Annotated in this window: 18 protein-coding genes and 1 pseudogene; 4 read left to right on the plus strand and 15 right to left on the minus strand. The window is 74.7% G+C overall.

Going from position 1 to position 22480, the window contains the following annotated elements:
* Positions 1–261 precede the first annotated feature (261 nt).
* Positions 262–972 (minus strand): annotated as a pseudogene (locus tag Ae150APs1_RS13460) (hypothetical protein); the annotation flags it as partial.
* Positions 969–2408: a hypothetical protein gene (locus Ae150APs1_RS13465; RefSeq protein WP_139316902.1), complete on the minus strand. Its 1440-nt coding sequence runs from the start codon at positions 2406–2408 to the stop codon at positions 969–971. The pseudogene Ae150APs1_RS13460 and the gene Ae150APs1_RS13465, both read right to left, overlap by 4 nt.
* A 149-nt stretch (positions 2409–2557) precedes the next feature.
* On the opposite strand from Ae150APs1_RS13465, the gene Ae150APs1_RS13470 reads away from it, so the two are divergent.
* Positions 2558–2905, plus strand: a complete 348-nt coding sequence (locus Ae150APs1_RS13470) for a hypothetical protein (RefSeq protein ID WP_075297879.1) — start codon at positions 2558–2560, stop codon at positions 2903–2905.
* Positions 2906–2930: 25 nt separating this feature from the next.
* On the opposite strand, the gene Ae150APs1_RS32035 is transcribed toward Ae150APs1_RS13470, so the two are convergent.
* The 7 genes from Ae150APs1_RS32035 to mftF form a co-directional block, all read right to left on the minus strand.
* Positions 2931–3239, minus strand: coding sequence for a hypothetical protein (locus Ae150APs1_RS32035; protein ID WP_075297881.1), 309 nt, complete (start codon positions 3237–3239; stop codon positions 2931–2933).
* On the minus strand, positions 3236–4225 hold the full coding sequence (locus Ae150APs1_RS13480) for a P1 family peptidase (RefSeq protein ID WP_083680114.1): 990 nt from the start codon (positions 4223–4225) through the stop codon (positions 3236–3238). Before Ae150APs1_RS13480 ends, Ae150APs1_RS32035 begins: the two co-directional genes overlap by 4 nt.
* Before the next feature lie 118 nt (positions 4226–4343).
* Positions 4344–5063, minus strand: a complete 720-nt coding sequence (locus Ae150APs1_RS13485; protein WP_075297885.1) for an SRPBCC family protein — start codon at positions 5061–5063, stop codon at positions 4344–4346.
* 92 nt (positions 5064–5155) lie between these two features.
* Positions 5156–6007 (minus strand): xanthine dehydrogenase family protein subunit M, encoded by an 852-nt coding sequence (locus Ae150APs1_RS13490; protein ID WP_010232657.1) that lies wholly within the window; start codon positions 6005–6007, stop codon positions 5156–5158.
* On the minus strand, positions 6004–8487 hold the full coding sequence (locus tag Ae150APs1_RS13495) for a xanthine dehydrogenase family protein molybdopterin-binding subunit (protein ID WP_075297887.1): 2484 nt from the start codon (positions 8485–8487) through the stop codon (positions 6004–6006). Before Ae150APs1_RS13495 ends, Ae150APs1_RS13490 begins: the two co-directional genes overlap by 4 nt.
* Position 8488: 1 nt before the next feature.
* Positions 8489–9007, minus strand: a complete 519-nt coding sequence (locus Ae150APs1_RS13500; RefSeq protein WP_010232655.1) for a (2Fe-2S)-binding protein — start codon at positions 9005–9007, stop codon at positions 8489–8491.
* A gap of 391 nt (positions 9008–9398) precedes the next feature.
* Positions 9399–10928 (minus strand): mycofactocin biosynthesis glycosyltransferase MftF, encoded by a 1530-nt coding sequence (gene mftF, locus Ae150APs1_RS13505; RefSeq protein ID WP_075297889.1) that lies wholly within the window; start codon positions 10926–10928, stop codon positions 9399–9401.
* Between the two features lie 80 nt (positions 10929–11008).
* On the opposite strand from mftF, the gene Ae150APs1_RS13510 reads away from it, so the two are divergent.
* The gene (locus tag Ae150APs1_RS13510; protein ID WP_075297891.1) at positions 11009–12136 is read left to right on the plus strand and encodes a nucleotide pyrophosphatase/phosphodiesterase family protein; all 1128 of its coding nucleotides are present in this window, start codon (positions 11009–11011) and stop codon (positions 12134–12136) included.
* 9 nt (positions 12137–12145) lie between these two features.
* Here the strand turns inward: Ae150APs1_RS13510 and mftE are convergent, their stop codons facing one another.
* The 6 genes from mftE to mftA are packed head-to-tail and all read right to left on the minus strand — an operon-like array spanning position 12146 to position 20512.
* On the minus strand, positions 12146–12865 hold the full coding sequence (gene mftE / locus Ae150APs1_RS13515) for a mycofactocin biosynthesis peptidyl-dipeptidase MftE (RefSeq protein WP_075297893.1): 720 nt from the start codon (positions 12863–12865) through the stop codon (positions 12146–12148).
* A 17-nt stretch (positions 12866–12882) separates the two neighbouring features.
* On the minus strand, positions 12883–14397 hold the full coding sequence (locus tag Ae150APs1_RS13520) for an MFS transporter (RefSeq protein WP_075297895.1): 1515 nt from the start codon (positions 14395–14397) through the stop codon (positions 12883–12885).
* Between the two features lie 29 nt (positions 14398–14426).
* Positions 14427–18785, minus strand: coding sequence for a mycofactocin system FadH/OYE family oxidoreductase 2 (locus tag Ae150APs1_RS32795; RefSeq protein ID WP_212567207.1), 4359 nt, complete (start codon positions 18783–18785; stop codon positions 14427–14429).
* Positions 18786–18841: 56 nt separating this feature from the next.
* Positions 18842–20083 (minus strand): mycofactocin radical SAM maturase, encoded by a 1242-nt coding sequence (gene mftC, locus Ae150APs1_RS13540; protein ID WP_010229643.1) that lies wholly within the window; start codon positions 20081–20083, stop codon positions 18842–18844.
* Between the two features lie 29 nt (positions 20084–20112).
* Positions 20113–20436, minus strand: coding sequence for a mycofactocin biosynthesis chaperone MftB (gene mftB, locus Ae150APs1_RS13545; protein ID WP_010229645.1), 324 nt, complete (start codon positions 20434–20436; stop codon positions 20113–20115).
* Positions 20426–20512: a mycofactocin precursor MftA gene (mftA, locus tag Ae150APs1_RS13550; RefSeq protein ID WP_060574731.1), complete on the minus strand. Its 87-nt coding sequence runs from the start codon at positions 20510–20512 to the stop codon at positions 20426–20428. The genes mftB and mftA overlap by 11 nt, the downstream gene beginning before the upstream one ends.
* Before the next feature lie 158 nt (positions 20513–20670).
* Here mftA and Ae150APs1_RS13555 point away from each other — a divergent pair, with 158 nt between their 5' ends.
* Together Ae150APs1_RS13555 and mdo are read left to right on the plus strand one after the other, a co-directional pair.
* Positions 20671–21048, plus strand: coding sequence for a DUF952 domain-containing protein (locus tag Ae150APs1_RS13555; RefSeq protein WP_029239511.1), 378 nt, complete (start codon positions 20671–20673; stop codon positions 21046–21048).
* 149 nt (positions 21049–21197) lie between these two features.
* Positions 21198–22469, plus strand: a complete 1272-nt coding sequence (gene mdo, locus Ae150APs1_RS13560) for an NDMA-dependent methanol dehydrogenase (protein ID WP_010229649.1) — start codon at positions 21198–21200, stop codon at positions 22467–22469.
* Positions 22470–22480: the final 11 nt, after the last annotated feature.

Genomic DNA, 22480 nt, shown 5'->3' on the forward strand with positions numbered 1-22480 from the left:
CGCCGGCTCGTCCCCGGAACCGGTGTCCGGCGGGCCGGACGCCGGGGCACCGCCCGCATCGCCTTCTGCGGAATCGCTTCCCCAGGCAGCGATGTCGCCGGAACCGACACCCGACGGGCCCGACACCGCAGCGCCACCCGCCTCACCCTCCGCGGAATCGCTTCCCCAGGCAGCGACCTCACCGGAACCGGCACCCGGCCCGTCGACCACACCGTTCCCGGCCGGCTCCGCCACCAGAGTCCCCGCCGCTGCACCGGCCGGGAGCACCCCGAGCGACAGCAGCTCGTCGAACGCGCGCTGCGCGGCCAGCTCACGGACCTGCACCTGGTAGCGCGGCGTCGTCCGGAACGCGCCCTCGGCACCGACCGGCACCAGGAAGCCCTGGTCGGCGAGGAACCGGAGCGCCTTCCCGACGATCCCGCGGGTGGTGGACTCGCCGGCCCGGCCGTCCTTCGTCGCCGTCGCCTCGGGACGGCGCAGCCACACCCGCCAGACCTCCTCGAGCTGCGGCGCGTCCGACTCGGGGTCGGCCGGGCCCGCGGCCCGCTCGTTCAGCGCCCGGCACGCCTCGCGGACGGCGCCGTCGACCAGCTCCACCGAGACGCGGCCGACGTAGGAGTCGTCGCCGAGGTCGTCGGGCCGGGGGAAGGCCAGCGCGGCGACGGCGAGGTGCGCGATGCCGTGCAGCACCTTGTCCGCCTGCCGGTTCGCCAGCGCGGTGCGGCGCGCGTACTCGTCCATCCGGATCTCGAAGACCGAGCCCTCGGTCGCGGCGAGGACGATGCCCGGCGCGGCGTCGACGGTCAGCACGACCAGCCCCAGCCCGGACGCGACCCGCTGCACGGTGGTGCGGAAGTCGTCGTCCTCGCGGTAGCGGCGGACCAGGTCGGCGTAGTCGGGGTCGCGGCCGGGCAGCGCCTTGGGCCGCATCCCGAACGCGACGAGCCGGGCGGCCGTCTCGACGTCGCTCATCGCTTCTCCCCCTCGACGCCGGCCACGGCCAGCAGCAGGTCCGCGCCGCCGAACTCCGGGTCGTCCAGCACGGTCCCGTCGTCGACCGCGATCAGCACGGACGGGTCGCCCTGGGTGCGGGCGGTGCCGATCGCCGTGCCCAGCGCGTGCACCGCGCGCAGCGCGACGAGCTGCGGCAGGTCGGGCCCCGCGGCGCGGGCCCTGGCCAGCGCCTCGGACAGCCGCACCGGGTGCTCGGCCTCCTGCGGCAGGACGGCGTCGGTGCCGGCCCAGGTGTCCACGCCGAACCGTTCCCGCGGCTGCGGCGCGAGCTCCGGCGCGGGGACCTCGGAACCGAACGGGTCGCGGTCGGTCGGCGGCGTCAGCAACGTCTCGACCAGCCCGCCGAGGCTCGGCACCGACGGGTTCCGCACCCCGGTGCCCGCGGTGAACCACGCGGTCGCCGGATCGTGCGCGGCGCCGACGGTGAGCCCCAGCGACGGGCGCAGCAGCTGCCCGAACACGTCGACCGAGGCCCGCTTCGGTTTCCCGGAGAACTGCTGGCGGTCCTGCTCGGCCCGGAAGGCGGCGCCCGCCTCCTGCAGCCTCGCCTGCAACTGGGTGTGGCGCTGGATGCAGTCGTCCACGACCGCGACGAGCTCCGCGGCCTGGCGGCGCCGCTCCGGCTCGGCCGCCTCGTCGCGGGCGTCGGCGATGTTCGCCTTGATCACCGTCTCGGCGCGGTACCGGGCCTCGATGTGGGTCAGTGCCTCGTTCAGCAGCTGCGGGACGGCGTCCAGCCAGTCCACCGAGCGTACGTCGCGGCGGGTGGCCTCGAGCTTGCGCCGCAGCGACTCCGCGTACTGCACGGTGCGGTAGCGGGCCTGCTCCGCAGCGAGGCGCGCGTCGCCGAGCCTGCCCCGGACGATCAGCGTCTCCAGCTTGGTCTCGGCCGCCTCCTGGGCGGACTCCACGTCGGTGTCCAGCGCCCCGACCAGCACGTTGATCGCCTCGTCGGACGCGCGCAGGTACACCCCGCCGTCCGGCGCTGCGACCTCGACGAGCAGCTTGAAGTCGAACCTGCGGCGCACGTAGCGGCCGTCGGCGTCGGTGGCGCCGTACTCCACGGCGAACCCGCGGTCGATGCTGCCGACGTTGACCAGGTTGTCGATCACCCACTGCGCGACCCTGGCGTGCTCGGACCGCGGCGCGTCCGGCACCTGGGCGGCGACGAACGGCAGCAGCCGCCGCACGACCTCCGAGTGGTCGGCGCCGTGGTCAAAGTCCATGGCCAGCGTGACCTGGTCGATCGCCTGCAGCCCGATCTCCGCCATCTGGTAGCCGACGGCGTCCCACTCGAGGCGGCCCTTGCGGGCGTCGAGGTCGTGCAGCGGCGCCGTGCAGGCCAGGGCCTTCAGCCGGCGCGCCACTCCCTCGTCCGAGCTGATGGTCGACACCCGGACGACTGTAGTTCGGACCCGCAGATCCCTAACGACGCCTTAGGGATCGCACAGCGCGCTCTTGGTGCGCCGGTCGGCAGAGTTCTCACCAGTCACCGGGGCACACCGCCCCGGACCAGCGAGAACGTCCCGGAGGAAGATCCACGATGCGTACCCCGCTCACCGTCGCCGCCGTCGCCGCCACCGGTCTGCTGCTCGTCGGCGGGGGCACCGCCCTCGCGCTCGGGCACGGCGGACCCACCGAGCTCACCGCGCAGCCGGTCGCCGCGGTCGCCCCGGCGTCGTCCGGTGGTCCCGCCCCGACGACGGGTGTCGTCCCGCCCGAGCTCCCCGTCCCCGCCGCGGAGCGGGCCCCGGCCGGCGCCGCCGTCGACCGCGCGGCCGCGGAGCGCATCGCCCTCGACGCCGCCGGGGCGGGCCGGGTCACCGACGTCGAGTTCGACCGCGCCGACGACGACCGCGACGACGACCGCGACGACCGGCACGACGACTGATCCGGCACGTGGCCGGGGCGGACCGTCAGGACGCCCCGGCGGTCCGGTCGGCGGCGGCCAGCGCGGTCGCCCGCAGCATCACCCGGTCCTCCGGTGCCGCGACGACGTCGAGCAGCTCGGCGAGCGTGTGGCACAGCGTGATGTGGCCGCTGACGGTCGACACCGTCCAGCCGTGGTCGAACGCCCGCACGTGCACCCCGCGGACGACGTCGTTCACCGCCCGCGCCACCGCCGTCCGGCGACGCGGGCCCACCAGCCGGACCTCGTCCGGGTCGGGCACCGGCTCCGGGCGGGCCGGGCGCGGCCGTCCCAGCCAGGGGTTCGGCTCGCTCATCCGGCCACCAGCGACGAGTACGACGGCCGGTCCGGTGCCGCCTCCGCCGCGAGCAGGGCGTGCACGACGGCCCGGGCCGTGACGTCGGCCGCCGCGGCCTGCAGCTCGAAGGTCCCGGCCACGTCGGGTGCCGGGCCGGTGCCGGTCGCCAGGCCGAACGCGCAGTCGCCGTCCCGGAGGGTGTGCACGGGATGGATGGAGCGGGCGAGACCGTCGTGCGCCATCGTCGCGAGCCGGGTGCAGCCCGGCTTGTCCAGTGCGGCGTCGGTCGCGAGCACCACCAGCGTGGTCGCCGTGCCGAGCGGGTTGACGTGCCCCTCGTACAGCTCGGCGACGCGGTCCGCGGGGGCCGGGGCCCCGGGGAACTCGCCGGGCAGCCCGTAGCGGGCACCGAACGGGACGCCGGTCACCGGGTCCACCGCCGTCCCCGCCGAGTTCAGCACCACCAGCGCGGCGACGGTCGCGCCGGAGCCGAGGACCGCGGACGCCGTGCCGATCCCGCCGCGCAGGCCACCCGCCACGGCCCCCGTCCCGGCACCGACCGAGCCCTGCCCGACCGGGCCGTCGTGGGCGGCGTCGTAGGCGGCCGCGCCGGTCTCCGCGGGCGGCCGGGCGGCCGGGTCACCACCGCGTCCGAGGTCGAAGACCACCGCCGCCGGGACGATCGGGACCACCGCGCCCGGCACCGGGAAGCCCTCGCCGTCGCGTTCCAGGCGGGCCATCACACCGGACGCCGCGTCGAGGCCGAACGCGCTCCCACCGGACAACGTGATCGCGTGCACCCGCTGCACGATGGCGGTCGGCAGCAGCAGGTCGGTCTCGCGCGTCCCGGGCGCGGCCCCGCGGACGTCCGCCCCGGCCACCGCCCCGCCCGGTGGCGCGAGCACCACGGTGCTGCCGCTCCGGGCGCCCGGGCCGGCCAGGGAGGCGTGCCCGACCCGCAGCCCGGTCACGTCGGTCAGTCCGTTGCCCGTTCCCGCGCGCACCGCACCATCCTCCCCGGACACCCGGCCCCGCGCAGCCGCACACCCGGGTACCGACGCAGCGCGGGCCGGTCCCCGTGGGGGAACCGGCCCGCGTGCGTCGTCGGAGGCGTGCGAGGACTCAGTCCTCCGAGCCGCCGCTACGGGCCCGCCGGACGATCAGGAAGATCAGCGCGAGCAGGCCGAGCCCGCCCAGCACCGGCGCGAGCCGCTTGAGCACCGGGGCGCCTGCCGAGTCGAGCAGGTCGATGGCCTCGACCGGGTTGCTCTGCGGGCGAGCCACGGGCGCCGGCGTGGCCGCCTTCGCCTGCTCACCCGGGCCCGGCGGGACGGCCGGGATCGGGCCGGTCTCGTCGGCCGCGTGCTTCTGCCCCGCGCCGTTCGACGACGCGCCGCCGCCGGTCAGCTTGTCCGCCACGCACGACGAGAACTGACCGATGATCTTGTCGGCGACGTCGGAGATGACCCCGCGGCCGAACTGCGCCGGCCGGCCGGTGACGGTCATGTCGGTGACCATCGTGACCGAGGTCTTGTCCGGGCCGTCGGCGACCATCGTCCCGGTCACGATCGCCTTCGCGGTGCCGTTGCCGCGGGCGTCGCGGCCGGACGCGTCGATGACGACCTTGTGGTTGGCGTCGTCGCGCTCGACGTAGGTGCCCTTGCCCTTGTAGGTCAACGAGATCGGGCCGAGCTTGACCTTCACCGTGCCCTGGAACGAGTCACCCTCGTACTCGGTGAGGGTGGCCCCCGGGAAGCACGGCGCGATGAGCTCCGGGTCGTTGAGCGCCTTCCAGGCGTCCTCGATCGGCGCCGCGATCGTGAACTTGTTCTCCAGCTGCATCTTCTCTCACTGCCTCCAGCCAGGCGGGAAACGACAGGGGCGCCTGTCCGGGAGGTCCCGGACAGGCGCCCCTTCCCGAGCTTCGTCGGTCCTCAGCCGGCGGCGGCCAGCACGGCCCGCCCGGTGAGCACCTTCGCCAGGTGTTCACGGTAGTCGGCCGCGGCGTCCGCGTCACTCGGAGCGGAGGTGCCCTCGGTGGCGTGTCCGGCTGCCGCCTTCGCGACGTCCGGACCTGCCGCCTGCCCCACCAGCGCCCGCTCGACACCGGTCGCCCGGATCGGGACGTTGCCCATGTTCGTCAGACCCACCCGGGCCTCCGAGATGGTGCCGCCGTCCACCTTGAGCGCGACGGCGACGGCCACCATCGACCACGCCTGCGCGACCCGGTTGAACTTCTCGTAGTGCGTCTTCCAGCCGGTGTACTTCGGGAACCGGATCATGGTGAGGATCTCGCCCTCGCCGATCGCGGTGGTGAAGTAGTCCTGGAAGAACTCCGTGGCAGGCACCAGCCGGGTCCCGCCCTGCCCGAGGATGACGAACTCGGCGTCCAGGGCGAGCGCCGCGGCACCCAGGTCACCCGCCGGGTCGGCGTGCGCGAGCGCGCCGCCCAGCGTGCCGCGGTGCCGGACCTGCGGGTCCGCGACCGTCTCGGTGGCCTGCGAGATCAGCTCGACGTGCTTCTTGACCAGGTCGTTGCGCATGACCTCGTGGTGCGTGGCCATCGCGCCGACCATGACGTACTGGTCGTCCTCGCCGATCCGCTTGAGCTCGGGGATCCCGCCGAGGTCGACGACCGTGGACGGCGCCGCCATCCGCAGCCGCAGGACCGGCAGCAGGCTCTGCCCGCCGGCCAGGATCTTGGCGTCCTCGCCGGCCTGCTGCAGCGCGGTCACGGCCTCCTCGACGGAGCCGGGCCGGACGTAGTCGAACTTCGCCGGGATCACTGGACCTCTCCCTTGGGGTTGTTCGGGTCGATCGAACCCAGGCCGGCACCCGGCGAGTGGGTGTCGCTCGGGGTCTCCTGGGCCGCGTGGCCCTTCGCGACCTGCAGCGCGCGCCAGACCCGCTGCGACGTCGTCGGCATCTCGATCTCGTCCACACCGAGGTGCCGGATCGCGTCGAGCACGCCGTTGACGATCGCTGGGGTGGAGGCGATGGTGCCCGCCTCCCCGACGCCCTTCACCCCGAGCGGGTTGGTGGTCGACGGGGTCGACACCGTCTCGGTGGTGAAGCTCGGCAGGTCCGCCGCCGACGGCAGCGTGTAGTCGACGAACGTGGCGTTCACCAGGGTGCCCTGGTCGTCGTAGTTCGCCTCCTCGAACAGCGCCTGCGCGATGCCCTGGGCGAGGCCGCCGTGCACCTGGCCCTCGACGATCAGCGGGTTGATGACGTTCCCGATGTCGTCGACGCAGACGTACTTGCGCAGGGTGACCCGGCCGGTGTCGGTGTCGACCTCCATGGCGCACAGGTGCGTGCCGTGCGGGAAGGAGAAGTTCTCCGGGTCGAACACGGCGTCCGAGTCCAGCGACGGCTCCATGCCCTCCGGGTAGTCGTGCGCCATGAAGGTGGCGAACGCGATCTCCTGGATGGCCTTGCCCTTGTCGGTGCCCTTGACCGTGAACTGGCCGTTCGCGAACTCGAGGTCGTCCTCGGACGCCTCGAGCAGGTGCGCGGCGATCTTCCGGGCCTTCTCGATGACCTTGTCGGCCGCGTTGACGATCGCGACACCGCCGACGACCAGCGAGCGCGAGCCGTAGGTGTCGAGGCCCTTCGGCGCGACCTGGGTGTCCCCGTGCAGGATCTCGACGTCGTCGAACCCGACGCCCAGCTTGTCCGCGACGATCTGGGAGAACGCCGTCTCGTGGCCCTGGCCGTGGGCGGAGGCACCGGTGGTGACCTCGACCTTGCCGGTGGCCAGCATCCGGATGCTCGCGGCCTCCCAGCCGCCGGCGCCGTAGTCCAGCGAGCCGAGCACGCGCGACGGCGCGAGGCCGCACATCTCGGTGAAGGTCGAGATGCCGATGCCCAGCTGCACCGGGTCGCCCGACTTGCGCCGCTCCTCCTGCTCACGGCGCAGACCGGCGTAGTCGAACAGCTCCATCGCGCGCTGCGTGGCCTGCTCGTAGTTGCCGGTGTCGTAGGTCAGGCCCACGACGGTGTCGAACGGGAACTCCTCGTGCTTGATCCAGTTCTGCTCGCGGAGCTCCATCGGGTCCCGGCCGAGCTCGACGGCGAGCTCGTCCATCATCCGCTCGATGCCGAAGGTGGCCTCCGGACGGCCGGCGCCGCGGTAGGCGTCGGTGAGCGTCTTGTTGGTGAAGACGTTGGAGCAGGTGAAGCGCAGCGCCGGGATCTTGTAGATCGCGTTGAACATGAACGCGCCGAGGATCGGCACACCGGGCCCGACCAGGCCCAGGTAGGCGCCCATGTCGGCGTAGAGGTGGACGTCGAAGCCGGTGATGGTGCCGTCCTTCTTGGCGGTCATCACCAGGTCCTGGATCTGGTCCCGGGCGTGGTGCGCGGTGAGCATGCACTCGCTGCGGGTCTCGGTCCACTTGACCGGCTTGTTCAGCTTCTGCGCGAGCAGCACGCAGAGCATCTCCTCGGGCAGCACACCGATCTTGCCGCCGAAACCGCCGCCGACGTCCGGGGCGATCACGCGCAGCTTCGACTCGGGGACCCCGAGGGTCACCGTGGTCATGGTGCGGAGGATGTGCGGTACCTGGGTCGCGGCCCAGATGGTCAGCTGCTCGCCGGTCGGGTCCACGACGCAGGAGCGGGGCTCCATGAACGCCGGGATGAGCCGCTGCTGGCGGAACCGGCGGCGGACGACGATCTGGTCGTCGTCGGCCTCGGCGGTCGTGATCGCATCGGTGACGCTCGCACCGGTGCCGACCTCGCCGGAGTCGAAGACCCAGGTGGCGGAGACGTTCGTGCCGAGGTCCGGGTGCACCAGCTCCGCGCCGTCCTGGGCGGCGGCCTCCATGTCGAGGACCGGGTCGAGCGGCTCGTAGTCGATCTCGACGAGCTCGGCGGCGTCCCGTGCCGCGGCGGCCGACCGTGCGACGACGACGGCCACGCCCTCACCCGAGAAGTTGACCCGCCCGACGGCGAGCACGGGACGCTGCGGGGCCTTCTGGTCCGGGGTGATCGGCCATGCGCAGGGCATGCCGACCTCCTCGGCACCCAGGTCGGCCGCGGTGTAGACGCCGAAGACGCCCGGGGCCTTCTCGGCCTCGGACTTGTCGATGGAGGTGATCGTGGCGCGCGCGATCGTCGAGCGGACGACGGCGATGTGCACGGTCCCCGGCGGGGTGATCGAGTCGGTGTAGCGGGACCGGCCGGTGATCAGGCGCTGGTCCTCCTTGCGGACCCGGGCCCTGCCGATCTCGCCGGTGGTGGTGGGTTCGGCGGTCGTCGTCAACTCAGTTCCCTCCCGCGACCGGGGCGGCGCTCTGGCCGGCCGGCTGCGCGGCGCCCGGCTTCATGGTCTGCGCCGCGCTCTGCACCGCCCGCACGATGTTCTGGTAGCCCGTGCAGCGGCAGAGGTTGCCCTCGATGCCCTCACGGACCTCGTCCTCGGACGGGTCGGGGTTGTCCCCGAGCAGGTCCACCGCGGCCATGATCATTCCCGGCGTGCAGTAGCCGCACTGCAGGCCGTGGCACTCGCGGAACGCCTCCTGCACCGGGTGCAGGTTCCCGTCCCGGGCGAGGCCCTCGATGGTGGTGACCTCGCTGCCGTCGGCCTGGACGGCGAGGACCGAACAGGACTTCACGCTCTGCCCGTTCAGATGGACGGTGCAGGCACCACAGTTGCTGGTGTCGCAGCCGATCAGCGTCCCCGTCTTGCCCAGCGTCTCCCTCAGGTACTGCGCGAGCAACATGCGGGGCTCGACGTCGTCGGCGTAGTTCACGCCGTCGACGGTGACCCGGACCTCTGTCATGAACTCTCACTCCTCGTACGCGACCCGCACTGGGCCGCGCGGGGTCTACCGGGGACTTCGTTCGAGTTGCGCCGCTGCGGTCGCGACCGACGGTGGCGCGCCTGGCTGCCGACACCGTGTCGTGTGGCAGCGCCCACATCACACTCCCGATCTTCCTGGGTGGCAAGAAGAACGGAGCGGGCCCGACGGCCGGCCGTGCGGCGTGTCGGGTGCGTGACCGGGGCCACTCGGAGGCGCTGCCCGCAACCGCGGGGTGGATCATCGGAACGGACCGCAGACACGGATCCGTGACACAACACAAATCACTCGTTCAGACCAACCCGGACGGAGTGGTCCGATCTTGACGAGTCAGGTCAGCCTAACCTAGGTCACCGGCCCGGGAGTCGGGGCCTCACCGGCGGGATCCGGGGCCCGCCGGGCGCAGCGGAGCGGTGGTCCGCCTGCGCCACGCGCCCCACCAGAGACCGGCCCCGTAGGCCAGGTCGTCGAGCCGGTGTGCGACCAGGTGCAGGGCGAACGGCACCCGCACGCGCGGGTCGCGGTCACGGTGCGTCCACCAGTCCGCCACGCCCTCCGCCAGTGCCGCCACCGCCACGGCCCGGCGGGCGCGCGCCGAGAACGGCAGCGCGAGCGCGGCGACCGGCCAGAAGTGCCGGGTCAGCGCCGACGCCGTCTGCGCCAGCGCCCCCCACAGCCCGAGCCCGGTGAGCCGGGCGGCGCTGCGCCGCGGGCGGTCCAGCCGGGTCAGCTTCCGGGACAGCCGCTCGGTGGCCAGCATCGTCACGACGCCCGCGACGGCCGTCGCCCCGCGACGCTGGGCGAGCAGCAGCAGGCACACCGCGGCCGTCCAGGGCGAGAGCACCACCGGCGGGACCGCGCCCGGGTGCCGCTGCGCCAGCGGGGCCGCTCCGGTGCCGTAGAAGGCCTTGCGGCGCAGCCACTCCCCCGGACGCGTGCGGTGGTCGTGGGCGACCCGTGACTGCGGTTCGAAGCGCATCGCCCAGCCCGCGCGGTGCAGCCGCAGCACCAGGTCGACGTCCTCGGCGACGTGCATGTCCGGATCGAACGCCCCACCGGCACCTGCGACCGCCTCGGCCCGCACGAGCATCGCCGCGCTCGGCACGTAGGCGACCCGCGAGCGGGGCACGACCAGCGCCGGGTCCGGCCCCAGGTCCAGCGACGACCGGACGGCCTCGTAGCGCCCGACCGTCCCGCGCAGGCCGGAGCCGCGCTCGGGGTCGAGCGCGACGATCCGCGGGGCGACGAGCCCGACCGCGGGATCGGCCAGGTGCGCGAGCAGCGGTTCCAGCCAGCCCGGCTCGGGGACGACGTCGGAGTCGACGAACACGACGAACGGGGTGCGGGCCGCCGCGAGGCCGGCGTTGCGGGCGGCGGCGGGGCCCTGCGGCGTGGCGTGCCGGACGACCCGCCCGCCCGCGGCCTCGGCGTCGCGCCGCAGCGGACCGGGCTCCGTCGACCCGTCGTCGACGACGACCAGCCCGCCGGGTGCCCCCGGACCTGCACCGACCGGACCGAGCGCGGCGAGCAACCGGTCCAGCGGCCGGTCCTTCACGGGGACGACGACGGTCACCGCGGCCGCCGTGTGCCCCCCGGACGCCGGGCCGGCCCCGGCGACGGGGTGGGCGAGACCCGCGTCGAGCAGGGTCCGGGCGAGCGCCCGGTGCGTCGGCGAGGCGACCTCCAGGATCCCGCCCGGCGGGGGCAGCAGCTCCCGGGCCCGCGCCGACAGGTGCACCAGCCGGGGCGGGGCGCCGCCGAGCAGCGCCGCGCCGCCGTCGATCCGCCGGGTCCGCCGGTCGAGCAGCACCCGGAACCCGTCCGGGAGACGCCGGTCCGCGGGCCCGCCTCCCTCGGCGGGGGCACCGGGGGGCGTGGTCTCGGAGCGGGCCGCGGTGGTCACCGGCCGAGCGTGCCATCCCCGCCGCCACCGAGTCGATACTCCCCGGACCGTGGTCCCGTCCGGGCGGCACACTCGTCGTCATGCCGGATCTCCTGCCCCGCTACGGCACCGCGACGCTGGCCGACGTCCTCCCCGCCCTGCTGCACGCGATCGGCTCGCCGCTCGACGAACGGCCGCCGGCGTTCGCGCTGCCACCCGCACGGGCAGCCGTCCTGCTGCTGGTCGACGGGCTGGGCCACGAGCTGCTCCGCGCGCACGCCGCCGACGCCCCGGTCCTCGCCGGCCTCGCCGACGCGGGACCCTTGACCGTGGGGTTCCCGTCGACCACCCCGATCAGCCTCACCTCGCTCGGGACCGGCCTGCCCCCGGGCGCGCACGGGACGCTGGGGCTGTCGTTCCGGGTCGGCGGCGAGCTGCTCGACGCGCTGGGCTGGTCGGTCGCCCGGAAGGACCGCCGCGACGACCTCGTCCCCGAGCGGGTGCAGCCGGAGCCGACCGCGCTGGAGCGGGCCGCGGCGGCGGGCGTCGCGGTGCGGACGGTGTCGCCACGGGCGTTCCGCACGTCCGGGCTGACCCGGTCCGGGCTGCGCGGCGGGGAGTACCGCGGGGTGGCGGCGCTGGGCGACCTCGCCGCGGAGATCGTGGACGGCGCGGCCGGGCCGGGCCCGCGGCTGGTCTACGGCTACCACGCCGATCTCGACGCCCTCGGGCACGTGTACGGCCCGGGCGCCCCGGCCTGGCGCTGGCAGCTCCGCCAGATCGACGCGCTGCTCGGGATGCTGGTCGAGGCGTTGCCCGCCGGGACGCTGCTGGCCGTCACCGGCGACCACGGGATGGTCACCGTGGACCGGCTCGTCGACGCCGACGAGCGGCCCGAGCTGCGGTCGGGCGTCGCCCTGCTCGGGGGTGATCCCCGGGCCCGGCACGTCTACACCGAGCCGGGCGCCGCCGGCGACGTGCTGGCCGCCTGGCGGGCGGTCCTCGGCGAGGACGCGTGGGTGGCGTCCCGGGACGAGGCGGTCGCCGAGGGCTGGTTCGGCCCGGTCGGCGAGCGGGTGCGGGACCGGATCGGGGACGTCGTCGTGGCGTTGCGCGGGACGGCCGCGGTGGTGCGCTCGGAGGCCGAGCCGTACCTGTCGTCGTTCCCCGGACAGCACGGGTCCTTCACCGCGGACGAGCAGCTGGTCCCGCTGCTCGTGCATTCCTGACCGCGGGGCCTACCGGGCGGGGACGCGCAGGCGCCCGGTCTCCGGGTCCGGGTCCCAGGCGTCGATCGCGGCCGACGCCGCGTCGACGATCGCGGTGAGCACCCGCCCGCCCTCGGCGGCCGACGCGCCCGACGGGTCGCCCAGCACCCCGTTCGGGCTGACCGCGGCCACGCCGCCCGCGCGCAGCTCGCCGATCACCTCGCGCAGCGGCCGGGTGTCCCCGGCGGCCGCGTGCTCCCGGCGGACCAGCGCGGGATCGACGTGCTCCAGCAGCGACGTCTCGTACCGGCCGGCGTGCGCGTCGAGCGGGACCCCCGGGACGGGCGCGGAGCACGGCAGCCAGGCCGCGTCGCGGCCCTCGTAGCGCAGGAGCGTGACGGCCGACCGCAGCGCCGCGACGTTCCCGCCGTGCCCGTTGACCAGCACCAGCCGCGACGCCCACCGGCAGGCCGAGCGGCCGTACTCGACCAGCACGGTGCGCAGCGCGTCCTCCCCGATCGACACCGTGCCGGGGAACCCCTCGTGCTCACCGGCCGCCCCGTAGGCCAGTGCGGGGGCGAGCACGAGCTCCGGGTCGGCGTCGTGCAGCGCGGCCGCGAGTACCGACGCGAAGAGCGTGTCGGTCCCCAGGGGGAGGTGCGGCCCGTGCTGTTCGACCGACCCCACCGGGACGACGACGGTGGGCGCCCGGCCGGTCAGCTCGGTCCAGGTCAGGTCGGCGAGCAGCATGGTGACAGCGTCCCCCGTCAGCGTCCGGCCCCGCGCAGCGCGGTCAGTGCCAGCACGACGACACCCGCCAGCAGTCCCGCGCCGACCAGTCCGACGGCGCCGACACCGGTGGTGAACGCCGTGCGCGCGGCGGCGAGCAGGGCCTCCCCGGCCGCGGGCGGCAGGTCCGCGGCGGCCGTCACCGCCCCGGCCATGCCCTCCCCGGCCCGCTCCGCCACGTCCGCCGGCAGCCCGCCGGGGAGCACCAGGCGTCCGGTGTAGACGGCGGTGAGCACGCTGCCCGTCACCGCGACGCCCAGCGCCACCCCGAGCTCGCCCGCGGTCTCCGAGATCGACGCCGCCGATCCGGCCCGCGCGCTCGGCACCGACCCGATCACCAGGTCGGTGGCGATCACCCCGATCGGGCTCAGGCCGAGCACCGTCCCGGTGACGGACGCGACGAGCGCGACCGGGCCGGCGCCCGCACCGGCCAGCCCGACGACCAGCGAACCGGCGGCGGCGATCCCGGCCGAGGCCGCCACGACCGGGGAGACCCCGAAGCGGCGGGTCAGCGCCGGGGTCAGCAGCGACCCGGCCACCGTGGCGAGCGCCAGCGGCAGCATCCACACGCCGGCGACCAGCGGGGAGGCCCCCGCCACCAGCTGCAGGTACTGCGGGAGCACGAAGAACAACCCGTTGACCGCGAGCAGCGAGACCAGCAGCACCGACACCGCCGCGGTGAAGGCCGGCCGGGTGAACAGCGCGACGTCGAGCAGCGGGTCGGCCAGCCGGCGCTGGCGGCGGACGAACACCGTCCCCGCCGTCGTGCCGGCGACGGCCGCGACGAGCACGGTCGCACTCGGCCCGTAGGCCGCGAGGTTCTTGACCGCGAGGACGAGCGGCAACATCGCCGCGAGCGAGAGCGCGACGCTGACGGCGTCGATCCGGCCGTCCCCGGAGCCGCGCTCCTCCGGCAGCAGGCGCGGCCCCAGCACGAGCAGCAGCAGCATGGCGGGCACGCCGACCAGGAACACCGACCCCCGCCAGAACGCCTCGACCAGGGCGCCGCCGACCAGCGGCCCGAGTGCGGCGCCGACGGAGAACGTCGTCATCCACACCGCGACCGCGAACCGGCGCTGGACCGGGTCGGGGAACATCGTCGAGATCAGCCCGAGGGTGGACGGCATCAGGGTCGCCCCGGCGACGCCCAGCAGGGCCCGGGCGGCGATCAGCAGCTCCGCGGTCGGGGCGAACGCGGCCAGCACGGAGGCGACGGCGAACGCGGCGCCGCCGATCAGCAGCCTGCGGCGGCCGATCCGGTCGCCGAGCGTGCCCATCGTGATGAGGAACCCGGCGATCAGGAAGCCGTAGATGTCGAGGATCCACAGCTGCTGGGTGGCCGAGGGCTGCAGGTCCGCGGTCAGGGCGGGCGCGGCGAGGTAGAGGACGCTGACGTCGAGCGCCAGCACGAGGAGGGGCAGGGCGAGGACGGCGAGGCCGACCCACTCCCGTGGCCCGGCGCGGTCGGGGGTCGTCCGTGGATCGGTCTGCATGGCGACGACGCTAGGAACTGGACCTGGCTTCAGGTCAAGACCGCGTCTCCCTCCCTGATCGCGGCGTCCATCCGCCGCGGGGCCAGGGCGTCACCGATGCGGTACACCGGCACGGGCCCGCCGGTGAGCGCCGTCCACAGGGTCCCACACGGCACCGACGACGACGCCGTGACGACGGCCGCGACCTCCCGCTGCTCGGTCCGGCCGGTCGGGTGGTGCAGCAGCTCGACGGCCACGCCCCCGCCGGCGCCGGAGACGCCGAGCACCGCACGGTCGGTGCTGCAGCGGATCCCGGCGGTGTGCGCGCGGCGGCGGAACCCCTCGCGGTCGAGGGTGAGCCCGAGGTCCTGGCCGACGACCAGCGCGGCGGTGACGATCTCGACGTCGTGCCCGCGGGCCGCCAGCAGCTCGGCGGTCGAGGTGGCGTGGTGGAAGCCCAGCTCGTCGACGACGAGGACCGGGCCGCCGGGCAGCCGGGCCCCGGCGAGGACGTCGTCGACCGGGACGGTCAGCCGCTCCGGGTCCCAGGCCGGGACGGACGGCCGGGAGCCGGTCGCGAGGACGACGGCGTCCGGGCCCCGGTCGGCGACGAACCCGGCGTCCACGGTGGTCCCGAACCGGAACCCGGCCCCGGCGTCCCGGGCCGCCCGGAGCAGGTCGGTGACGACGTGGCCCAGCTCGCCGCGGCCGGGGGCGGTCGCGGCGAGGGCCAGCCGGCCGCCGGGGGCGTCGGTGCGCTCGGCCAGCAGGACACGGTGGCCCCGCCCGGCCAGCGCACCCGCGGCGGAGAGACCGGCCGGGCCCGCCCCGACGACGAGCACCCGCGCCGGGTCCCCCACCCTCCTCGCGCGCCGCGGGCGCACCCCCTCGCGTCCGGCCGCGGGGTTCACCGCGCACCCGAGGGGCAGGTTGAGCCCGACCCGGCCGATGCAGTCCTGGTTGCACCCGACGCAGCGGCGGACCGGGCGTCCGGCCAGTGCCTTCGCGGCGAAGTCCGGGTCAGCGATCTGCCCGCGGGCGACGCCGACGAAGTCGCACTCGCCGCGCTCCACCGCGTCCACGGCCTGGGCGGGGGTGGTGAACCGGCCGACGCCGACGACCGGGACGTCCGACCCCGCCTCGCGGACGGCGCGGCGCAGCGTCGCGGCGAGGTGCCCGGCGTACCCGGACGGTGTGTGCATCGACGGCTCGATCAGGTGCAGCGTCGAGGTCGCGACGCCGACCGAGGTGGTGAGGTGGTCGACCGCGCCGGTCGCGACGAGCCGCCGGGCGAGGTCGGCGCCGTCGCCGGGGGAGATCCCGCCGGGGACGCGCTCGTCGGCGCCGATCCGCAGGCCCAGCACCGGGTCCGGGCCGATCGCCGCACGGACGGCGGCGACGACGTCGAGCACGATCCGTGCCCGGCGGGCACGGTCGCCGCCCCACGCGTCGGTCCGCCGGTTCGTCGCCGGGGACAGGAACAGGCGCAGCAGCGAGGCGTGCGAGCACTGGATCTCGACGCCGTCGAACCCGCCGGCGACGCAGCGGGCCGCGACGTCGGCGAACCCGGCGACGATCCCGGCGATCCCCGCGGCGTCGAGCTCCCGGGGCACCTCGCGGAACATCGGGTCGGGCAGCGCCGACGGGCCGACGACGGCCTCCCGCGAGTACATCCCCGAGCCCTGCGCGCCGTTGTGGTTGAGCTGGGCGAGCACGACCGCGCCGTGCGCCTTCACGGCGTCGGTGATCCGCCGGTAGCCGGGGAGGACCGACGGGTCGTGCCCCCGGATCAGGCGCTCGTAGGGCCGGTCGTCCGGGAGGACGGCGTGCTCCTCGGTGATCACCAGTCCGGCGCCGCCCGCGGCCCGGGCCGCGTAGTAGGCGGCGTGCCGGGCGGACGGCAGCCCGTCCTCGGCGAAACCGGTGAGATGGGCGGTGAAGACGATCCGGTTCCGCAGCTCGCGCCGCCCGAGCCGCAACGGCACACCGAGCCCCCCGGAACCCCGCTCACCTCCCCCGCCCCGCCCGACCGGACGCCCGTCGATCAGCACGTCCCGGCCCTCGCGGGGGGCGGGACGTGCGCCCCGATTCCGTGCGAACGCGACGCGGCGGCCCTCCCGGACCGCCTCCGTCAGGGTGCGGGGGGCGACTCGGTCGCCGGCGGTCGCGCGGCCGGGGGCGGCCGGGACGGTGCGGTCCGGCAGCCGCGCCCCGCAGTCGACGACGGCCGCGCACGGCACCGCGGTGACCGCGCCGGTGTGCACGTCGACCAGCTCGGCGACGCCGTCACGGACGGCCCGGAGCTCGGTGAACAGGGCCCGGGTCACGCCGGCCCGCTCCAGCCGCGCGTTCGCCGGGGCCATGTCCCCGCAACGCCCGAGCTGGTGCCCCGCGACGGCGTCCGGTGTGGACAGGGTGACGGGGTGGCCCACCGCCGCGAGCAGCTCCGCGACCCCCGGTCCGGTCCAGTCCCCGAGCGGGTCGCGCACCAGGACCGGCGCGTCCCGCGGGACCGGCAGGACGGCACCGGAGGCGAGATCGGCGGCGGCGACGACCGGGACGTCGGAGCCGAACTCCGGCGGCGCCGCGCGGGAGCCGGTGGCCAGCACCACGGCGGCGCCGCGCGCCTCGGCCGCGCGGACGGCGTCGTCGTCCACGTCGGACCGGAGCTCGACCCGGACACCGAGCCGGTCCAGCTCGTCCGACCACCACGCGACCGGCAGCGCCAGCCGCTCCCGCCCGGGCAGCGCGGCGGCGGCGTGCAGGAGGCCACCGAGCCGGTCCGACCGCTCGTGCAGCGTCACGGGGTGCCCGCGCAGCGCGAGGGTCCGCGCCGCCTCGAGCCCGGCCGGCCCGCCCCCGACGACGAGCACCCGCCGCGCGGGCTCGCTCTCCGGCCCCGGAGCCGGGCCGTTCCCGCCCGGCCCGCCGGCCGTCCCCGGGCCGCCCGCGGTCGTCCCGGTCGCGGGAGGCGTCCCGGTCGCCGGGGCCGTCGCAGTCGCCGCGATCGCCGGGGTCGCCGGGGTCGTCGCGATCGCCGGGGGCCCGGCTCGGCCGGTGCGGGGGTCCGGATCGGTGCGTTCGTGGCCGGACCGGGGTTCCAGCTCGTCGCCGACCACCGGGTTGCGCGGGTCCCGCGCCGCGGCGAGCGCGTTCGTGAGCAGGCACGGCCGGATCCGCTCCGGCGTCCCCGCGCGGGCCAGTGCGACGAGCCCGGGATCGGCGATCTTCGCTCTCGTCATCTCGACGAGATCGGCGTCACCGCAGGTCAGAACGTCCTCGGCGAGCTCCGTCGACGCGACGCTCCCCGCCAGCACGACCGGCACCACCCCCTCGACAGCTCTGCGCACCCGGGCGCACCGGTCCCGCAGGAACGCCTCGGGGGTGTGCAGGTCCGGCCGCGTCGCACCGGGCGACAGCCCGCTGCCGGCGACCGGGACGAGCAGGTCCACCGCCGGCGCGACGGCACGGGCGAGCGCGACGCCGTCGTCCGGGGTGATCCCCGCCCACGGGGCGAGCTCGTCGACGCACAGCCGCAGCGCCAGCAGCGGTCCGGGCCCCATCGCGTCGCGGACCGCGGCGAGCACCTCCCGCAGCAGCAACGACCGGTCGGAGCCGTACCGGTCGGTGCGGTGGTCGGTGAGCCCGGAGCAGAACTGGCGGAGCAGCGAGTGCTGTCCGGCGGAGATCTCCACACCGTCCACACCACTGTCCACAGCGGCCCGCGCGGCGTCGGCGAACCCGCGGACGACCGCGTCGATCTCCGGGGTGTCCATCGCGACCGGGGTCTCCCGGGACACGACGTCCGGGACCGCGGACGGCGCCCACAGCGGGTGCCCGGAGTGCGCGGAGGTGCCCTGCCCACCGGCGTGGGCGAGTCCGGCGAGCACCAGCGCCCCGTACGGCCGGCACGCCGCGACGACCGCGGCCCACCCGGGCCCGGCCGGCACAGCGCCCCGCCCCGCGCGAACCGGATCGTGACTCGGCGCTACCGGGCCCGGGCCTCGCCGCGCCGCTACGGGGCCCGGCACCGCCTCCGGGACGGGCACCGGACCGTCCGTGCCCGGATCACCCTCGACGAGAAGCAGCTCGGTGTCGGCGTACAGCCCGCCGACGACGCTGATCTGCATCTCGGCGGGATCCGGCCCGGACGAGGACGAGAACGAGGACGCCGACGCGGGACCCGGCGCAGGGCGCGGTCGGGCCCCGGGCACCGGATCGGCCGGGACCGGGGCCGGGAACGCCGCGGGCGCGTAGGCGTAGGGATGGTCCGAGGCGTGCACCGACGCCGGCTCGACCACGATCAGCCCGGCGCCCCCGGCGGCCCGGGCCGCGTAGTAGGCGACGTGGTCGTCGGTGATCTCCCGGGCGGTGTTGCCGAGGTTCGTCTCGTGCGGCCCGAACAGCACACGCGACGGGGCCCGCCGACCGCGCAGGTCGACGGGCCCCGTCAGCAGGCTCGTGGTCAGCTCCCCGCGACCGGCGCGGCGGCCGGCTCGGACTCCGGCGTCGGCGTGAACCCGGCGAGCGGGCTCTCGTCACACGCCCGGTCCGGCCGGCGCGGCGGCGGGGCCAGGGACAGCATCGTCGGTTGCTTGGGCTCCCGGGAGTTCCGCGGCGCCGACCGGGAGTGGTCGACGTCGGACTTCGGGATCACGGTCTCGGAGTTGCGCGCCGCGAGCATCTGCTCGCCGTAGCCCTGCACGCACTCCGGGTCCGGGCCGTCGAGCGGCAGCCCGGTGAAGAACTTGGCCGCCATGCAGCCGCCCTGGCACGAGTCGTAGTGCTGGCACGACGCGCAGGCCCCGCCGGTCTGCGGCTGGCGCAGCTCGGTGAACAGGTCCGAGTGCTCCCAGACCTCCTTGAAGCCGCCCTCGTCGCGGACGTTGCCCGCCAGGAAGTTCTCGTGGATCGCGAACGGGCAGGCGTAGACGTCGCCGACCGGGTCGATCAGGCAGACGACGCGCCCCGCGCCGCACAGGTTCAGCCCGGGGAGGGCGTCGCCGTAGGCGGAGAGGTGGAAGAACGAGTCGCCGGTCAGGACCTGGTCGCCGTGCGCGACCAGCCAGTCGTAGAGCTGCTTCTGCTGGGCCTGGGTCGGGTGCAGCTCGTCCCAGACGTCGGCACCGCGGCCGGACGGGCGCAGCCGGGTGATCCGCAGCTGGGCGCCGTACTTGTCGGCGATGGCCTTGAAGTCGTCGAGCTGGTCGACGTTCTCCCGGGTCATGACAACCGAGATCTTCGGCGCCTGGAAGCCCGCCTCGGCGAGGTTCTCCAGCGCGGTGATCGCGGTGTCGAAGGAACCGGGGCCGCGGACGTAGTCGTTGACCTCGGCGGTCGCGCCGTCCATCGAGATCTGGATGTCGACGTAGTCGGTCGCGGCCAGCTGGGCGGCGCGGGCCTTGTCGAGCTTGACGCCGTTGGTGGAGAACTTGACCCCGACGTCGTGCGCGATGGCGTAGTCGAGCAGCTCCCAGAAGTCCGGGCGCACGGTCGGCTCGCCGCCGCCGATGTTGATGTAGAAGACCTGCATCCGCTGCAGCTCGTCGATCACCGCCTTCGCCTCGGCGGTGGTCAGTTCACGCGGGTCACGGCGCCCGGAGCTCGACAGGCAGTGCACACACGCGAGGTTGCACGCGTAGGTGAGCTCCCACGTCAGGCAGATGGGCGAGTTGAGGCCGTACTGGAAGTGGTCGACCAGCTTCACGGGCACCCCTTTGTGGTGGTCGGCGGGCTCTAGCGGGCGACGATGGTCCGGGACTGCAGCAGCCCGGCGAGTGCCTTCAGGTAGGCCTCGTGCTGGGCGGCGGGCACGCCGGCCGCCTCGACGGCGGACCGGGCGTCGGGCTGGTCGGCCAGCCCGCGCACCACCTCGACCAGCTGGACGGTCTTCAGGAACGACAGCTTGCGGGTCGTGAAGTCGTACACCAGGGCACCGAAGGGCTCGGGGCGCAGCGAGACGCTCTCGCTGAGGCGGTACGGCGCCGCGGGGTCGAACGACCCCGCGGCCCCGTCCGAGCTCGGGCTCGGTACCGCGGTGTCGAGCGGCTTAGTAGACACCGCACATGCCGTCGATGGAGACCTCTTCGACGAGGGTCTCCTCGACCAGGGCGTCCTCGTTCTGGTGCTCGCTCATGGGCTACCTCCGCAGGGATCGACTCTCGGCGAGAGAGGTGACGAACCGCCCCCGCCGGCCGGCGGTGGCAGCGAGATCGACGCTATTGGCACCCGGTGCCGGAATGCAAGGACCTCCTCGGACGCCCGTCCGTTCGGAGGGGAGGCATGCTGGCGGTCATGACGGTCGACGGCGCTGACTCCCCTGCCCTGCTGCATCTCTGCACCCCCGCCGAGCGCACCTCCTACGAGCTCGTCGGCGAGATCGCCCCGGCCTCGCTCGACGAGGTGGGCTTCGTCCACCTGTCCACTCCCGACCAGGTCGCACTGCCCGCACAGCGGCTGTTCCCGGGCCGGACCGATCTCGTCCTGCTCGTCCTGTCCCCCGCCGCGATCGCCGACGCCGGCATCGAGGTCCGGTGGGAGCCCGGCGTCCCGGGCGACCCGGAGGCGATGCGCTTCCCGCACGCGTACGGCGCCGTCCCGGCGTCCGCGGTGCGCGCCGTCGTGCCCTACCCGCCGGGGCCGGACGGGTTCACCGCGCCCGAGATCCCCTGATCGACGGCGCCCTCCCCTCCGTCCGGAGGGGACTCCTGCCCCGGCGAACGGCCGGGTGGTCAGGTACCCATCCGTAGCTGTTGCAGATTGCTGGCAATAGCCATGGTTGTGCTCGTCCGCAACGCCAACGAGGCCGTCGAGGAGAGCCAATGGCCATCGAGCTCAACCAGATCTGGGACTTCCCGATCAAGGAGTTCCACCCGTTCCCGCGGGCGCTCCTGGGGGTCGGCGCGCACGACATCCTGGGTGTCGAGGCGAAGAACCTCGGCATGACGCGCGTCCTGTTCGTCACGTCCGGGCTGCGCGGCTCCGGGATCATCGAGGAGCTCAAGGGCAAGGTCGAGTACCAGGGCGTCGACGTCGTCGTCTACGACCAGGTCGAGTCCAATCCCAAGGACTACAACTGCATGGACGCCGCCGCGCTCTACACGAGCGAGAAATGCGACGGCATCATCTCGATCGGCGGCGGCTCGTCGCACGACGCCGCCAAGGGTGCGCGCGTCGTCATCGCGCACGACGGGCGGAACATCAACGAGTTCGAGGGTTTCTCGAAGTCCACGAACATGGAGAACCCGCCGCACATCGCGGTCTCCACCACCGCCGGGACCGGGTCCGAGACCTCGTGGGCGTACGTCATCACGAACACGTCGGACATGGACAACCCGAAGAAGTGGGTCGGGTTCGACGACGCCGTCGTCACCACCCTGGCCCTCGACGACCCGCTGCTGTACTACAGCTGCCCGCAGCACTTCACCGCGTACTGCGGGTTCGACGTGCTGGCCCACGGCTCCGAACCGTTCGTGTCGCGGCTGGACTTCGAGCCGTCGCTGGGCAACGCGCTGTACTCGATCGAGCTGGTCGGCCAGTACCTGCGCGAGGCGACCTACGAGCCGCGCAACCTGCAGGCCCGTTCGAAGATGATGCACGCCCAGTACATCGCCGCACAGGCGTTCAACTCGGGTGGCCTGGGCCTGGTGCACTCCACGTCGCACGCGGTGTCGGCGTTCTTCGACACCCACCACGGCCTGAACAACGCCATCGCCCTGCCCCGCGTGTGGGAGTACAACCTGCCCTCGCGCTACGAGCGGTACGCCAAGATCGCGACCGCGCTGGGCGTCGACACCCGGAACATGACCACCGTCCAGGCCGCCGACGCCGCGGTCGAGGAGGCCATCCGGCTGTCCAAGGACGTCGGCATCCCGGACAACTTCGGCGTGCTGCAGTCCGACAGCTACGACAAGAACCGGATGAACACCGGCAAGTACGCCGGCCGCGGGGACACGATCCCCACCGACGACAAGACGATCCGCAGCATCGCCGAGCACATGATGGGCGACTACTGCACGCCGGGTAACCCCCGCGAGTGCACCGTCGACGCGCTGGTGCCGCTGGTCGACCACGCCTTCAACAAGTCCTACTAGGACGCGGTTCG

It is taken from the genome of Pseudonocardia sp. Ae150A_Ps1 (assembly GCF_001932315.1).
Lineage (GTDB): Bacteria > Actinomycetota > Actinomycetes > Mycobacteriales > Pseudonocardiaceae > Pseudonocardia.

Bases quoted from the DNA above. Each gene is read 5' to 3' on its own strand.
- Ae150APs1_RS13470 (WP_075297879.1), top strand. From the start codon at position 2,558: ATGCGTACCCCGCTCACCGTCGCCGCCGTCGCCGCCACCGGTCTGCTG.
- Ae150APs1_RS32035 (WP_075297881.1), bottom strand. From the start codon at position 3,239: ATGAGCGAGCCGAACCCCTGGCTGGGACGGCCGCGCCCGGCCCGCCCG.
- Ae150APs1_RS13485 (WP_075297885.1), bottom strand. From the start codon at position 5,063: ATGCAGCTGGAGAACAAGTTCACGATCGCGGCGCCGATCGAGGACGCC.
- Ae150APs1_RS13500 (WP_010232655.1), bottom strand. From the start codon at position 9,007: ATGACAGAGGTCCGGGTCACCGTCGACGGCGTGAACTACGCCGACGAC.
- Ae150APs1_RS13510 (WP_075297891.1), top strand. From the start codon at position 11,009: ATGCCGGATCTCCTGCCCCGCTACGGCACCGCGACGCTGGCCGACGTC.
- mftE (WP_075297893.1), bottom strand. From the start codon at position 12,865: ATGCTGCTCGCCGACCTGACCTGGACCGAGCTGACCGGCCGGGCGCCC.
- Ae150APs1_RS13520 (WP_075297895.1), bottom strand. From the start codon at position 14,397: ATGCAGACCGATCCACGGACGACCCCCGACCGCGCCGGGCCACGGGAG.
- mftA (WP_060574731.1), bottom strand. From the start codon at position 20,512: ATGAGCGAGCACCAGAACGAGGACGCCCTGGTCGAGGAGACCCTCGTC.
- Ae150APs1_RS13555 (WP_029239511.1), top strand. From the start codon at position 20,671: ATGACGGTCGACGGCGCTGACTCCCCTGCCCTGCTGCATCTCTGCACC.
- mdo (WP_010229649.1), top strand. From the start codon at position 21,198: ATGGCCATCGAGCTCAACCAGATCTGGGACTTCCCGATCAAGGAGTTC.